This window comes from Pseudarthrobacter sp. R1, assembly GCF_024494415.1.
Classification (GTDB): domain Bacteria; phylum Actinomycetota; class Actinomycetes; order Actinomycetales; family Micrococcaceae; genus Arthrobacter.
Window position 1 is genome coordinate 375,365 of the sequence record NZ_JAMKFI010000008.1, and the last position, 14,555, is coordinate 389,919.

Genomic DNA, 14,555 nt, shown 5'->3' on the forward strand with positions numbered 1-14,555 from the left:
TTTCCTTTTTAATGACAATGCTGCCCGGGTTCAGGAAGCCGAGGCGGCGGCGTTGTAGGTCGACTGAATGACAGAACCCCAGTAGGGTCCGTACATCTTGGTGGAATTGCTCCCGTAACCGTAGCTGTTGACCGAGTTTTGGTACCCGCCGGACGAGGTGCCGATGAACCAGGGACCACCTGAGGAACCGCCGGTCATGTTGCACGGGATTCCCTGGGAGTTGAACTGCGGGTTGTAGGGATCGTTGGTTGCTGTGCCCGTGCAGCTCTTGAGGGATTCTCCATTGAACGGTGCTGCTGCCGGATAGCCGAATGCCTTGTAGCTGAGGCCGCGGGCGGCATTGAACCGGACGCCGGAGGCTCCGACGACGTCTGCAAGGTTGCGGCCGTTCAGCTGTGACATGACGGCGAACCCTGTGTCGTACTGCATGCTGCCCCACGAGCTCCACTGGGTGGGAGCATAGAGGGCTTTGGCCGTCCACTTGCCGTAGGGTGCTGAGCCGTTGAGGTAGGCAGGCACGAAGGTGAACCTGGTTGCGAATGCGCCAGGGCCTTCGTTGAGGCAGTGGCCTGCTGTGGAAACGGTGTTTCTGTTGGTGGAGGCCACGGAGTTTGCGGAGCAGACATAGTCCGCTCCGCCCAGGGTAAAGAACACTTTGCCGATGTGCGGCACCGGGTTCTCGCTGGCATTTGCCAGCGGCTGGACTGAGGGGTCCGAACCCTTGATTCTGCTTTCAGCTCCCTTACCGACTGCTTCGTCGGCGTGTGGAGTGTTGGCCTTCTGCCGCGCCAGTGCCTTCTTCGCCAGCACTTCCCCAGGTATGGCTGCCCGCATCCGTTCCGACGTCCAGTAGTCGGGGTCGGCAGTGCCGGCGGTCCTGGTGCTGCTCACGCCGTGAACTTCCTTGTGCTCCGGAGCAGGGGGCGCCGCCGTGGCGCCCCCTGCTGAGGCGAGGGTGAACAGTGCGGCCGTTGAGAGGCTCGTGAGGCTTGTGGCCAGAGTCCTGGTAATTGTCATAGCTGTCCTATGCGTTTGCGGGGAAGCGGACCCCTATATGTGATCCGCTGGGGTTGAAACTACGCAGATATGACAGATTTGTAAATATAAAAGACCAGTTTTGTTGGTTAATTGTCGCACTTGTTAAACGACGATCGGTGCTGATGAGCAGCGGCGGTGGCGCCACGAAGGCCCCTCGGTTTCACTAGTAAGGTGGTCTGGTGACTCCCACGATGCTTTCCGAACTGACCACGGCCGCCGTCGGCGGCCCGGCCGGCACCTTCGTCGAGGCCCGGACCGAGGCTGAGATCATCAACGCCGTCCGCGCTGCGGATGCAGCCGGTGAGCCCCTGCTGATCCTCAGCGGTGGCTCCAACCTGTTGATTTCCGACGACGGGTTCCCCGGCACGGTGGTGCGGATCGCCTCGGAAGGGTTTACCGTCAACGCGGAGGACTCCTGCGGTGGCGTGGCTGTAGTGGTTCAGGCCGGGCACAACTGGGACAAGCTGGTGGAGCACGCCGTTCTTCACGCCTGGTCAGGGGTCGAGGCCCTCGCCGGCATCCCGGGCTCAACCGGCGCAACCCCGGTGCAGAACGTGGGCGCCTACGGCTCGGACGTTTCCCAGACCATCGCCGTTGTCCGCACTTGGGATCGGGAGCGGAATGCCGTGAAAACGTTCACCAATTCGGAGCTGAAGTTCGGGTACCGGGACTCCATCCTGAAGCAGACCACGGTGAACGGCTCGCCCCGCTATGTGGTTCTCACCGTTGAGTTTCAGCTGCCTCTGGGGCGAATGAGCGCCCCCGTCCGGTACGCGGAACTGGCACGGTCGCTGGGGGTGGAGCAGGGCAAGCGTGCCTACTCCACGGACGTGCGCCGGGAAGTGCTCCGGTTGCGTGCTTCGAAGGGCATGGTATTGGATCCCGAGGACCGGGATACGTACTCCACGGGTTCCTTTTTCACCAACCCCGTCGTCCCGGCGGAGGTTGCCGCGGCGCTTCCGGAAGGGGCGCCCCGGTACCCCGCAGCCCAGGACGGGCTGGTGAAGCTTTCCGCTGCGTGGCTGATCGACCGATCCGGGTTCAGCAAGGGCTTTGGCCTGGAGCCCGGCAGCGTCAGCGGGGGCCGCGCGTCCCTGTCCACAAAGCACACCCTGGCCATCACCAACCGCGGCTCGGCCAGTGCGGCGGACGTGGTGGCAGTAGCGCGGGAGGTGCGTTCCGGCGTCGAACAGCGCTTTGGCATCACACTGCACCCGGAACCGCTGCTTATCGGCTTGGAACTGTAGCCCGCGCCTCCGTGGGTGCACCGTTGGAAGTTTCGCCCGTTGCATCGGTGCTGAGTCCCATAACTGCGGAGGCCCAGCCGGCGCTGGCCAGGTAGAGCCCCATAAACAGCCAGACGAGCAGGCCGGGCGCCAGCGGGTTCGCGGTGCCGGCCACCACGCAGGTCGCCAGGCCGCCGGCTGCGATGGCGATGGACAGCACCCAGAGAACCTTTCCGGCCCGCGGGTGCCGCCCCCAGTCGCGGAATACCCGCAGCCCGTTGCGGCTCGCACTGATAGCCGGGAAGAGCACCGCGTAACCGCCGCCCAGGCATAGGGCCAGGGACGGTAAAAGGAGCAGGGGATCGGAGCTGCCGCTCTCCACGAAGCCGGGCAAGGAAGCCACCCCCAGGCCCGTTCCCGCCAGGACGGAAACTGTCCCGCCAAGCATCCACTGCTTCGTTTTTGAATCAAGCAACTGCCACAAACTCCCCAAAGTCATGCCTCTACCCTAATGGTCCTGCCAACGGGACGGTGCGGAGCCTAGGATGGGCCCATGGCTGCGAGGGTGGGGAAGCGTGTTGACCGCCGAACCATGGGCAGGCTGCGGCTGGTGTCCCAACGGCTGGTGCCGCTTCCGGCCGTGCCACCCGCCCCTGACGTCTCCGAGCCCGTAGCCGGGACGGTCCGGTGGATGACAGCAATGCAGGCCCAGGACCTGCAGGCAGCGATCTGGGCTGTGGGCGCCAGGGTACCGGGTGTGGGTTTGAGGGATGTCCGGTCCGCCCTCGATTCGGGTGCTGTGGTCCGGTCGTGGCCGATGCGCGGCACCTTGCACTTCGTGGCGCCGGAGGATCTGCACTGGATGCTGGACCTCACTGCAGAGCGGTTATCGAAGAGTATCGCCGGCCGGCACCGTGAACTGGGCATCACCTGGGCGGACATCGAGAAGTGCCGGGGCATTGCGCTGGAACGCGTTGCCGGGGGCGGGGCTGCCAGCCGGGCGGAGCTCTTCCAGGTGTTCGACGCCGCCGGGCAGCCCACCGAGGGCCAGCGGGGCATCCACATCCTGGGAACATTGTGCCGGCACGGCTGGCTGGTACAGGGGCCGCTGGCCGGCAACCAGCAGCTGATGGTGGGCTTCGACGACTGGATTCCGGTGTCGCGGAAACTGGAGCGGCAGGAGGCCATCGCGGAGTTCCTGCTGCGGTACTTCCGCAGCCATGGCCCGGCAACGATCCGGGACTTCGCCTGGTGGACGCAAATTCCCCTGACCGAGGTCCGGGCCGCGTTCGAGGACGTAAAAAGCCAACTCGTGGAGCTTGAGTTCGAGGGCACAAGCTACTGGCTTTCGGCGGAGACGGCGTCCCTGCTCGATTCCGGTGTACCTGGCCAGCAGTCTGTGCTCCTGCTGCCTGGCTTTGACGAGTTTGTGCTGGGCTATACGGACCGGAGCCTGGTCCTGGCGCCCGAGCACGCCAACAAGATCGTCCCTGGCGGCAACGGCGTCTTCAAAAAAACCCTTATGGCCGGGGGAGAGGTAATTGGCACCTGGGCCGTCGAGGGCAGAGGCCAGCGCGCCGCCGTCGTGCCTGAGCTGTTCGACGACGCCCGGCCGCTCAGTCCGGCAGGACAGGCCGCCTTCGACCGAGCAGCCCGGCGGTACCTCAAGTTCCTGGAAGGCTGACGGGCGCAGCGCACGCGCGGCCCTGCCCCGCATGAGCGGTGCTGGGCAACAGCGTTCAAGCGGGGCAGGGCCGTTATTTGGGCAGCTGCAGGGTTACAGGTTCCCGGTGGCGATGTTGAGCATGCGGCGCAGCGGCTCGGCAGCGCCCCAGAGGAGCTGATCGCCCACGGTGAAGGCGCTGATGTACTGGGGGCCCATTTCCATCTTGCGGATGCGGCCTACGGGGATATCCAGGGTGCCTGAGGCTGCCACCGGGGTGAGCTCGGCCATTGAAGCTTCCTTGGTGTTGGGAACCACCTTGGCCCATTCGTTGTCCTCGGCCAGGAGCTTCTCGATCTCGGCGACGGACAGGTCCTCGCGGAGTTTGAGGGTGAGGGCCTGGGAGTGGGAGCGCATGGCGCCGATGCGGACGCAGAGGCCGTCCATGATCACGCGGTTTTCCTCGGAGGTGCCCAGGATTTTGTTGGTTTCGACCCCGGCCTTCCACTCTTCCTTGGACTGGCCGTTGCCCAGGTCCGCATCAATCCAGGGGATGAGGGAGCCGGCCAGCGGCACGCCGAACTGGGTGGCGTCGATGTCCGTGCGCTGGTGGGCCAGGACCTTGCGGTCGATGTCCAGGATGGCCGACGCCGGGTCGTCCAGTTCCGTGCTGACCTCGGCGTTGAGCGTGCCGAACTGGCTGAGGAGCTCACGCATGTGCCGTGCCCCGCCGCCGGAGGCAGCCTGGTAGGTCATGGAGGTGCCCCACTCCACCAGTCCGTTCTTGAACAGGCCGCCAAGGCCCATGAGCATGCAGGACACCGTGCAGTTGCCGCCGATGAAGTCCTTGGTGCCGTTCACCAGGCCCTTGTCGATGACATCCCTGTTGATGGGGTCCAGGACGATGATCGAATCGTCGTTCATGCGCAGGGTGGAGGCGGCGTCGATCCAGAGGCCGTCCCACCCGCGGCTGCGGAGCTCACCGTGGACCTGCCTGGTGTAGTCGCCGCCCTGGGCGGTGACAATAATAGGCAGCTTCGCGAGGGTGTCGATGTCGAACGCATTCTCGAGCTTGCCCGCGCTGCCTTCTGCTGTACCAGCAAGAGAGGGCGCGGCACCTCCTGCGTTCGAGGTGGAGAAGAACACCGGGTTGATGTTGGCGAAGTCGCCCTCGTCCTGCATGCGCTGCATCAGGACGGAACCGACCATGCCGCGCCATCCGACCAGGCCGACGGAAGGGGTAGCTGCTGTAGTCATCCGTCCAGTTTAGACGCCGGACCAGGCAGGGCGCAGTCGGTTACGTCACTCCTGGGTGGAACTGCCGACGGCGACACGCACCTGGGGCGCTATTCGACAGGACGTGCCAATAAGTTACTGCGAGACATGTCCTGCGCCTGGTTCCGGTGCCTGCCGCTCTTTCCTCAGCTTTTTGGCCCGGTACTCGTCCCTGGCCATGCCAAAGGTGTACCAGGCGCCGAAACCACCCAGCACGATAGCGAACAGTGCGCCCCACTCCGGGTCCCCACCCTGCCCGAACGAGGCAAGAAACATAACCGAAGAACCAAGGAACAGGAGCCCCAGAACGGCAGACACAATTCCCATGCCCCACCAGGATCGGACCTGTACCTGGCCTCGGCCGGGAGAAAAACCGATTTCGTCACCGGGGTAGCTGTGCAGTTCGCCGGCGTCGGTTCGCCGCAGGACGCGCTTCTCTCCCCGGGCAAGCGCCGCCTTGTGCTCGGCATATACATCATCGTTGCGGCGTTCACGATCGCGATCGAATGTCATAGTCAGTCCTGACGGATGGTGCGGATCTGGTCAAGCAGGGCAGCGTCGTCAAGGCCTGTGGTTTCAACAATGTCCTTCTGCTGCGCGTTGGCGGTGCCGATGGTCCATGATCCGCCCCCGCCATTTTTCACGTAAAGGGTCTGCCCCGTGGGCTCCTCGCGGCGACGAATTGTTGCGCCCCCCTGCGGGTTATTGTGCAGGTGCTGCCTGATGACCATGAAATTGGCCTCGGCAGCTGTGACATCCGGTCTCTGCGCCATGGCCCACCAGGTGAAGTAGGAGCGCGGCTGGAACAACAAGTGGATGTCCTCATTTTCCATGGCGATCACGCTGTCGCCCCCTTCTGCGGTGAGAAGTGAGATCTCCATGCGGCGACTGGCTGAAGAGAGGACGGCGGCAACAGCCGCGGTGGGTCCTGCCACCGCGAGAAGCCCGTCGCTTTCGGCGGTTGCCAGGCCGCGGGCAACCAGGGAGGATGCGCCCGCGCTCACCATGTCCGTATCGCCAAGGTAGTTGCCCACCCGCAAGGCCTCCGCGCTGAGTACTGCTCCGTCACCGCCCCGCAGGCTCGCCAGGGCGGCCATCTCGGCGAATCCATAACCGATGGCGTCGGGGATGGCTTGTGCTGTTGTTTCAGTCATCGTGAGTACCTCTCGTTGTGTGCTCAGAATCCGAAGAAATCGACGACGTTTTCGGCCGCGTCCCCGGCACTTTCCCATGCCGCCTCGGCACCATCAGCGATGGATCCGCCGATAGCATTGACAGTCTCCTTGACGATGGGGACGTTGTCGTAAATGGCCAGCGCGCCCGATGCAACCATTGCAGCAGTTCCAACGGGCGGCGGCGCGAAGCCTGCTACGCCCAGTCCCGCCTTAACCGCCGAATACCAGGCGCCGCCGTTGTCATCCGGGTTGCCGTTGGTGAAGTTGTTAAACGCGTCGAGGGTATCGAGTCCAACCCCCACCACTCCGAGGGCCTTGCCGCCGAACTCGAAGAAGGTAGCAGCCTTGCCGCCATCAACGAGGTTCAAGGCGGTATCCCACCTGCCGTCGAACAGCTCAGACGACGTGTTGAAATACTGGCTCAGCATGTTGGTGTCCTGAAATGCCTTTGCCACGTCTCGGAAGTCCTTGGAGAAGAACTCGGCGAAGCTGTCTGCCCTCTTGATGAAGTGTGGCAGATCGAAGAGACCAGCCCGGAGGTTGGGCAACGCCTTGGTCAGGTTGTAGATGTCCCAGCCGTCCCGGAACGGGGAGTCTGGGTCAGCAAGCCAATCGGGCCCCCAAGGATTGTTGAATGGCGGGCGGCCCGTGCCCTGGCCACCGAGGCTGCCGGGCACGCCCGTACCGGGTCCGCCCGTGCCAGGCCCGGCGCTCCCGCCTGTACCGCCGGTGCTGCTCGCGTTCTCCTGCTCGTCGGCATGTGTCAGCAGCAGTTTGGACTCCTGCTTCAGGCGTGCCGCCGTCGTCTGCAGGAGCGCCCGGTGGTTGCCGTTCCAGTCGGAACGGAAGTGCTCGGCGTCGCGGCCTTTCCAGGCCGGGCTGTTGTTGATCTGGCCGCTCAGCTGCGTGGACTGCTGCAGCAGCAGGTCTGCCGTCTTACTGAACTGCTGCGCCAGCGTGCGCAGCTGGTCAACATCGGCACCCCACAGATTTCCTGACACCTGGCTTCCCCCAATATTCGAGCAGCTCCTGACGGCTGCGGGCCCCAGCCTAGTAACAACCTGGTTCGGGCGCGATGGGGTGGCCTCCCCATGACCCGGACAGTTACGCCGGCTAGTGGCGCTCCGGTTCCTCCAGCACGGCCGCCTTCCGGGCGCGCAACGCGAAGAACGCGCCGAAGGCGAACGCCTGCGTCACCACCACCAGCACAACGGCCCCGGCGATCTTGTTGCCGCCCAAAATCATCGTTAGCCCAACGATGGCAGACAGCAGCGCCAGCAGGGGGAGCAGCATGTAGCCCAGCACAAAAAGGGTTTCCCGTTTCTTCAACATTCCTAGCCCTCAGTCCTTGACCATTTAGTAAACCTGTAGCGTGTGCCGTTGGCGGCCGTGAGCCAGCCGTCCGGAGGGACCGAGGCGGATGCTTCCCAGCTGGTGCCAAGCTCGGGGGCGAAAGTGTCGCCGTCGGCATCGACGTCGATGGTGGTGACCACCGCGACGTTGGCGAGCTCGGTGGACTGGCGGAAAATCTCGCCGCCGCCCAGAATCCAGACGGTTTCGCCGCCGTCGACGAACTGGGACTCAAGCAACGCGTCATCAAGGGAGGGGACCACGACGGCGCCCTCCGCCTCGGGCGTGTCAGCCCAGCTTTTCTGCCGGGTGATCACGATGTTGGTCCGGCCGGGCAGGGGGCGGTACTTCTCCGGAAAGGACAGCCAGGTCTTGCGGCCCATCACCACGGGGTGGCCCATGGTCAGCCGGTTGAAGTGCTTGAGGTCCTCGGGCAGGTGCCAGGGCATGTCGCCGTCTTTGCCGATGACCCCGTCGGGAGTCTGGGCCCATACCAGTCCCACGCCCGTCACCGACGCGGCCAGTTCCTCGGTGAAGGACTGCGGATCGGTCGAATTCTCCGTGCTCATACCGCGATCGGAGCCTTGATCGTGGGGTGGTGCTGGTAGCCCACCACTTCGAAGTCTTCCAGGGTGTAGTCGAAGATCGAAGCCGGTTTCCGGATGATCTTCAGCTGCGGGTACTCGTAGGGTTCCCGGTCCAGCTGCTTGAGGACCTGGTCCATGTGGTTCTCGTAGATGTGCACATCGCCGCCGGTCCACACGAATTCGCCGGGCTCCAGTCCCACCTGTTGGGCCACCATGCAGGTGAGCAGTGCGTAGGACGCGATGTTGAACGGCACGCCCAGGAACATGTCCGCGGAGCGCTGGTACAGCTGGCATGAGAGCTTGCCGTCGGCCACGTAGAACTGGAAGAACGCGTGGCACGGCGGCAGCGCCATGTCATCGAGTTCGGCGACGTTCCAGGCCGAGACGATGTGCCGGCGGGAGTCCGGATTGGATTTCAGGTTCTCGACGAGTTCGGCGATCTGGTCGATGTGCCCGCCGTCCGGGGTGGGCCAGCTACGCCACTGGACGCCGTAGACGGGCCCCAGGTCGCCATCGGCGTCGGCCCACTCATTCCAGATGGTGACGCCCTGGTCCTGCATCCATTTCACGTTCGTTTCGCCGCGCAGGAACCACAGGAGCTCTACTGCCACGGACTTGAAATGGACCCGCTTGGTGGTGATCAGCGGGAAACTCCTGGCCAGGTCAAAGCGCATTTGGCGGCCGAAAACGCTGGTGGTTCCGGTTCCAGTGCGGTCCGATTTGTGCGTGCCGGAAGCCAGGACATCGCGCAGGAGGTCTTCATAAGGCGTTGGGATGCTCACGGCTCAAGTCTACTTTGGTTGCTACCGGCAGCAGCCCAGCCGCACCTAGTCGTCAAAAGGCTTGAACTGCTCCACGGCTACAATCCGGTTTTTACCGCCCGGAGCCACATGGCACACCACCAGTTCGCCGGGGGACAGGTACGGTTCGTCCGCCGGCAGGAGGGCGCTCAGGCGCGACGGCATGTGTTTGGCCAGCTGCGCGAACACGGTGGGAAGCGCCGGGCGGTGGGTGCAGACGGCGACTGGACGCTGCTTATCGAGCAGGGCCTCGATGACTGCCGCGGTCTTCTTGGGACTCCGTTGGTGCCGGTGCTCGGTGAGGGCTTCGGCCAGCTTCACCTTCGCGCCGGTTGCCTTGGCATACGGCGCAACCGTGGCGACGCACCGGAGCCACGGGCTGGTGACAACCCGGGGCGGCTTCCACGCCTGAAGCAGCCGGCCGACAGCCTGGGCCTGGCGCGTTCCGGTGGCAGCCAACGGCCGCTCGCCTTCCGCCTTGGTCCATGACGAGCGCGGTTTCGCCTTTGCGTGGCGGACCACCAGAAGGGGCCAGGTGTCCAGTTCCCCGCGCTCATGGGCCTGGCGCAGGCACTCAAGGGGCTCGACGTCGGACGGGTTGGAAAGTAGCAGGGCCGCCTTTTCCGGGGCGCACCACATCACACTGTCCACCTCTTTGCCGTCCGGTACCAGCCTTCCACCACCATTGACTTTGACGGCCCAGTAATGCACCACCTTGAGGCCGGACGCCACGTGGTAGTGGATGGGCGGCAGGGGAATCCCCAACGGCGCGTCCAGCCCGATCTCCTCCCGGGCTTCCCGGACGGCGCATTCGGGGACAGTCTCGCCGTCATCGATCTTGCCCTTCGGCCAGGACCAGTCGTCATAACGGGGCCGGTGGATCAGCAGGACTTCAAGCTGGTCCTTCGTGACCCTCCAGGGCAGGGCACCGGCAGCGGTGACTGCTACCGGTTCTCCTGGGTGGTCTGTCTGGTCTGCTACGAGTGCGTCGCTCGACAAAACAGCAGCCCTTACCGTCGGCTCAGGCTGCGCTGCCGCGGCCGCGACGCCAGCAGGAAGGACTGGACGTCCTCAAGATGCCTGCCGTCGTCGGCCAGATGGTGACGTGTCCAGTTCCCCTCGTTGTCCAGGTGCCAGCTCGCGGTCTCCGGGGCCATGTAGCGGCGCAACAGGTCCAGGACATAGTTGATGTCATCGGGAGCGCCCAGCTGGACCAGGGCCTCCACCCGTCGGTCCAGGTTGCGGTGCATCATGTCCGCGGAGCCGATGTACACCACCGGGTCCCCGCCGTTCGCGAAGGCGAACACGCGGGAGTGCTCCAGGAACCTGCCCAGGACGGAGCGGACGGTGATGTTGTCGCTGAGCCCCGGCACCCCCGGCCGCAGCGAGCAGATGCCGCGGACCACCACGTCCACCTTCACCCCGGCCTGGGATGCCCGGTACAGCGAATCGATGATGGCCTCGTCCACCATCGAGTTCACTTTGATCTGGACGCGGGCCGGCAGCCCTGCCCGCGCGTTCCGGATCTCAGTTTCGATCCGGTCGATCAGCCCGGAACGCACCGAACGGGGCGCAACCAGGAGCCGCTTGAAAGTTGACTTGGGGGCGTAGCCGGAGAGCTGGTTGAAGAGCTTGGAAAGGTCCTCGCCCACCTGGTCGTTTGCGGTCAGGAGGCCCAGGTCCTCGTAGTAGCGGGCGGTGCGCGGATGGTAGTTGCCTGTGCCGATGTGGCAGTAGCGGCGCAGCCCGTCCACTTCCTGGCGCACTACGAGTGAGAGCTTGCAGTGGGTCTTCAGGCCCACGATGCCGTACACCACGTGCACGCCGGCCTGTTCCAGCTTCCGGGCCCAGGAGATGTTGGCTTGCTCGTCAAACCTTGCCTTGATCTCCACCAGGGCCAGGACCTGCTTGCCGGCCTCGGCCGCATCGATCAGGGCATCAACGATGGGGGAGTCGCCGGAGGTGCGGTACAGGGTCTGCTTGATGGCCTGGACCTTGGGGTCCGCTGCGGCCTGCTCAAGGAAGGCCTGGACCGAGGTGGAAAATGAGTCGTACGGGTGATGGAGCAGGATGTCCCGGCGGCGCATCGCCGCAAAGACGTTGGCGGCCTTGGAGGTCTCGGACTCGTTCAGGTACCGGGAGGTATGCGGAACGTGCTTGGGGTAGTGCAGGTCGGCGCGGTCAATGCCCGCAATCACCGACAAGCCCCGGAGGTCCAGCGGGGCTGGGACCGAGTACACTTCGGATTCCTCAACGCCCAGTTCCCGGATCAGCAGCGCCCGGATGTTGGGGTTGATGTCGTTGGTGACCTCCAGCCGCACAGGGGGGCCGAAGCGGCGCCGCAGCAATTCCTTTTCGAGCGCCTGCAGCAGGTTCTCGGCGTCGTCCTCTTCGACCTCCACATCCTCGTTCCGGGTGACGCGGAAGGTGTGGTGCTCCAGGACCTCCATCCCGGCAAACAGCTTGTCCAGGTGAACGGCAATGACTTCCTCAAGCGCGATGAAGCGCGCCACCCGGCCTGCTACCGCTCCGGCACGCGGGCCGTCGATGGAGATGAGCCGCGGCAGCTGGTCCGGCACCTTGACGCGGGCGAACAGTTCCTTGTCGCTGACGGGGTTCCGCACCACGACGGCCAGGTTCAGGGAGAGACCCGAAATGTAGGGGAACGGGTGCGCCGGGTCCACCGCCAGGGGCGTCAGGATGGGGAACACCTTTTCGGCGAACATCTGGCTGAGCTGCTGCTTGGCCGCATCATCGAGTTCGTCCCAGTGCATGAGGTGGATGTGCTCGTACGCCAGGGCCGGGCGGATCTGTTCCGCAAAGACCCGCGCGTGGCGCTGCTGAAGCCGGTGGGCTTCCTCCCCGATTTTTTCCAGCACTTCCACGGGGCTCAGGCCCGCGGGGGAGGGGACCGCCAGTCCGGTGGCAATGCGCCGCTTCAGGCCGGCCACACGGACCATAAAGAACTCGTCCAGGTTTGACGCGAAAATGGACAGGAAGCTGACCCTTTCCAGCAGGTGCAGGGAAGCGTCTTCGGCTAGCTCAAGGACCCTGGAGTTGAAGCTGAGCCAGCTCAGTTCCCGGTCAAGGAAGCGGTCCGGCCGGATGTCGCCCTCAGGTTCCAGATTCGGCGCAAAATCCGGAATGTCGATCCGGTCCTGCGTGGCCCGCGACGCCGGAACCTCCGAGGAGCCGAATCGGGCGCGCACGGGGACCGGGGTCTCCTGGGACGTGGCTGCTCCGGAAGGTTCCGGGTTCATGGCATCTCCTTTACCTGGCGCTTGGATACTGCCGTTTCCGGCCGGCGCGGTTCTGTTCCAACCTTACAAGCATTCAGTGCCCGGGGGCCTTTGATTTAGCGCCCTTCGGGCGCCTGCGTCAGGGGATTGGACTAACCCGCCACTGGGCCGTACATCACGTCCATGTCCCAGCGGGTGAAGCCCAGCCGGCGGTACAGGGAGACAGCCGGGGCGTTATCGGCGTCGACGTACAGCATGACCGCGTGCAACCCCAGGTCCTGCAGGTACTTGATGCCGGCCACCGTTAGGGCTTTGCCCAGGCCTGAACCCTGGGCTTCCGGGGTCACCCCCACCACGTAGATTTCACCGATCGCCGGGTGTGTGCCGTGGCTCGGATGCACCTTGGTCCAGTGGTATCCCAGCAACCGGCCGTTCCCGTTCACCGCAAGGAGGAAGCCCGAGGGGTCGAACCAATCCTCAGCCATCCGGGCATCAAGGTCCGCGCGGGTGAGGCTGCCCTGCTCCGGGTGGTGGGAAAAAGCGGCGCGGTTGGCCGTCAGCCAGGCGTCCTCATCCTGGCCGGGCACAAAGGCCCGGATCACAACGCCTTCCGGAAGGACGACGTCGGGAAGGTCCGCCGCCGCCGTCGTCATCCGCATCTTCCACAGCTCCCGCACGGGGACGTAGCCGTAGCGCGCGGCAAGGTCGGCCGCCGCTTCATGGTTGCCGTGGGACCACGCCTTCAGCCCCTGCAGCCCGCGCCGGTCCTGAAGGGCACCAACGAGGCGGTCGGCGACACCCTGGTTGCGGTAGCTGGGGTGCACGGCGATTTCCACCACGCCATTGCCGTCCGGCTCTTCAACCACCGCGGCGAAGCCTGCAAGGTCCTGGCCGGAGGACGGATCAGAGTCCTCGTCCGGGGCATACAGGGCCAAGGTCAGCAGCTTGTGTTCCGCGGAGTCGCCGGCGCGCATGCTGATGAGGGTCTGCTCTGAGATGGATGGGTTGCCGTCCGACTCTTCCGCCGCCGACAGGAGACCGATGCAGTCCTTCAGGAGCTGCCGGTCAACACCGCCTTGAACAACATGGACGGGCCACTTCTCAGGGTGCGCTGGAGTCATGAGGCAAGGCTATACGGGTTCGCAGGATGCCGGACCGCGAAGCCCGGGTCAGGCTTCCGTCAGCTCGTCTTCCTGCTGGCGCACCAGGGTGAGCCGGTAGCCAACGTTGCGGACAGTGCTGATGAGGTTTTCGTGGTCGGCTCCCAGCTTGGCGCGCAGGCGCCGGACGTGGACATCCACGGTACGGGTGCCGCCGTAGTAGTCGTAGCCCCATACTTCGGTGAGCAACTGCTGCCGGGTGAATACGCGGCCGGGGTGCTGCGCCAGGTACTTCAGGAGTTCAAATTCCTTGAACGTCAGGTTCAGGGGTGCCCCGTTCACGCGGGCGGTGTAGCTCGCCTCATCAATGACGACGCCGGCGGCGCGGATCTCGGACGGCGTGTCCTCCTGCTCCGGGACGGCCCGGGCGACCGACAGCCGGATGCGTGCCTCCACCTCGGCAGGGCCGGCTGATTCCAGCACGATGTCGTCCACGGCCCACGCAGAGGAGACAGCAGCCATGCCGCCTTCGGTGAGGATCAGTACCAGCGGGGCGCTGAGCCCGGTGGCCTTGAGGAGCTGGGTGAGGGAACGGGCGCCCACCAGGTCCTTGCGGGCATCCAGCAGCACAATGTCGCAGGGGTCGGTCTCCAGCAGCGCTGTCGGCTCGGCGGGGAGGATATGAACGCGGTGGTTCAGCAATTCCAGGGCAGGCAAAATGTCCACCGAAGAACCGGTGCTGTTCGTCAGTAACAGGATGTGCGACATTGTTCCTCCAAGGGCCGTCCGCGCATCGTTGGGCGACTGAACCGGATTTTCACCGGCCGGTACTGGCTCCCTGCCACGGTTTGGGACTCTGCCAATGGCAGCGGTCCGGCCACTTCAGCAGGGAACTTAGCTGAGCTCCGAGTATACCCGCAGGCCCTGCCCGCACCATTGATTCAGCCCCGGCGAGGGTACGTTTTGCGACATAACCCGTTCATATAAGGCAGGATTGTGGCAGGGCCGGATGCCCTGCCGCCGAGGGCGGACCGCCCTCGAAGGTCAACGCAGGATGGGATGCATCGCAGTGAGTGCACAGACTAAGCCCGGGCCGGGATCC

Annotated in this window: 15 protein-coding genes; 2 read left to right on the forward strand and 13 right to left on the reverse strand. The window is 64.8% G+C overall.

Features of this window, described 5'->3' with window-relative positions:
• Nucleotides 1-30: 30 nt before the first annotated feature.
• Nucleotides 31-1,017, reverse strand: coding sequence for a trypsin-like serine peptidase (locus tag M8J71_RS12555; RefSeq protein ID WP_256248227.1), 987 nt, complete (start codon nucleotides 1,015-1,017; stop codon nucleotides 31-33).
• Between the two features lie 200 nt (nucleotides 1,018-1,217).
• Here M8J71_RS12555 and M8J71_RS12560 point away from each other — a divergent pair, with 200 nt between their 5' ends.
• Nucleotides 1,218-2,285, forward strand: coding sequence for a UDP-N-acetylmuramate dehydrogenase (locus M8J71_RS12560; RefSeq protein ID WP_256248228.1), 1,068 nt, complete (start codon nucleotides 1,218-1,220; stop codon nucleotides 2,283-2,285).
• Here M8J71_RS12560 and M8J71_RS12565 read toward each other — a convergent pair.
• A complete protein-coding gene (locus tag M8J71_RS12565; protein WP_256248229.1) occupies nucleotides 2,266-2,763 on the reverse strand; it encodes a hypothetical protein in 498 nt (165 codons plus the stop codon). The genes M8J71_RS12560 and M8J71_RS12565 overlap by 20 nt on opposite strands.
• A gap of 54 nt (nucleotides 2,764-2,817) precedes the next feature.
• Between M8J71_RS12565 and M8J71_RS12570 the strand changes: the two genes are divergently transcribed.
• Nucleotides 2,818-3,948, forward strand: a complete 1,131-nt coding sequence (locus M8J71_RS12570; RefSeq protein ID WP_256248230.1) for a winged helix DNA-binding domain-containing protein — start codon at nucleotides 2,818-2,820, stop codon at nucleotides 3,946-3,948.
• Between the two features lie 93 nt (nucleotides 3,949-4,041).
• Here the strand turns inward: M8J71_RS12570 and asd are convergent, their stop codons facing one another.
• From asd to M8J71_RS12625, 11 genes are all read right to left on the reverse strand, one after another.
• Nucleotides 4,042-5,184, reverse strand: coding sequence for an aspartate-semialdehyde dehydrogenase (gene asd, locus M8J71_RS12575; RefSeq protein ID WP_256248231.1), 1,143 nt, complete (start codon nucleotides 5,182-5,184; stop codon nucleotides 4,042-4,044).
• Between the two features lie 114 nt (nucleotides 5,185-5,298).
• On the reverse strand, nucleotides 5,299-5,715 hold the full coding sequence (locus M8J71_RS12580) for a hypothetical protein (RefSeq protein ID WP_256248232.1): 417 nt from the start codon (nucleotides 5,713-5,715) through the stop codon (nucleotides 5,299-5,301).
• Nucleotides 5,716-5,717: 2 nt separating this feature from the next.
• Entirely contained in the window at nucleotides 5,718-6,356 is a 639-nt protein-coding gene (locus M8J71_RS12585; protein WP_256248233.1) for a hypothetical protein, read from the reverse strand.
• A 23-nt stretch (nucleotides 6,357-6,379) separates the two neighbouring features.
• Nucleotides 6,380-7,378: a WXG100 family type VII secretion target gene (locus tag M8J71_RS12590; protein ID WP_256248234.1), complete on the reverse strand. Its 999-nt coding sequence runs from the start codon at nucleotides 7,376-7,378 to the stop codon at nucleotides 6,380-6,382.
• 112 nt (nucleotides 7,379-7,490) lie between these two features.
• Nucleotides 7,491-7,709: an NF038396 family protein gene (locus M8J71_RS12595; RefSeq protein WP_256248235.1), complete on the reverse strand. Its 219-nt coding sequence runs from the start codon at nucleotides 7,707-7,709 to the stop codon at nucleotides 7,491-7,493.
• 2 nt (nucleotides 7,710-7,711) lie between these two features.
• Nucleotides 7,712-8,296, reverse strand: coding sequence for a dihydrofolate reductase (locus M8J71_RS12600; RefSeq protein ID WP_163161836.1), 585 nt, complete (start codon nucleotides 8,294-8,296; stop codon nucleotides 7,712-7,714).
• Complete coding sequence (locus tag M8J71_RS12605; RefSeq protein WP_256248236.1) at nucleotides 8,293-9,096, reverse strand: thymidylate synthase; 804 nt, start codon at nucleotides 9,094-9,096, stop codon at nucleotides 8,293-8,295. The genes M8J71_RS12600 and M8J71_RS12605 overlap by 4 nt, the downstream gene beginning before the upstream one ends.
• Nucleotides 9,097-9,141: 45 nt before the next feature.
• Nucleotides 9,142-10,113, reverse strand: a complete 972-nt coding sequence (locus M8J71_RS12610) for an NUDIX hydrolase (RefSeq protein ID WP_256248237.1) — start codon at nucleotides 10,111-10,113, stop codon at nucleotides 9,142-9,144.
• Between the two features lie 11 nt (nucleotides 10,114-10,124).
• On the reverse strand, nucleotides 10,125-12,374 hold the full coding sequence (locus M8J71_RS12615) for an RNA degradosome polyphosphate kinase (protein ID WP_256248238.1): 2,250 nt from the start codon (nucleotides 12,372-12,374) through the stop codon (nucleotides 10,125-10,127).
• 131 nt (nucleotides 12,375-12,505) lie between these two features.
• On the reverse strand, nucleotides 12,506-13,474 hold the full coding sequence (gene mshD, locus M8J71_RS12620; RefSeq protein WP_256248239.1) for a mycothiol synthase: 969 nt from the start codon (nucleotides 13,472-13,474) through the stop codon (nucleotides 12,506-12,508).
• A gap of 48 nt (nucleotides 13,475-13,522) precedes the next feature.
• Nucleotides 13,523-14,221 carry a winged helix-turn-helix transcriptional regulator gene (locus M8J71_RS12625; RefSeq protein WP_163161846.1) on the reverse strand — a complete coding sequence of 233 codons (699 nt, stop codon included), beginning with the start codon at nucleotides 14,219-14,221 and terminating at the stop codon, nucleotides 13,523-13,525.
• Between the last annotated feature and the right edge of the window lie 334 nt (nucleotides 14,222-14,555).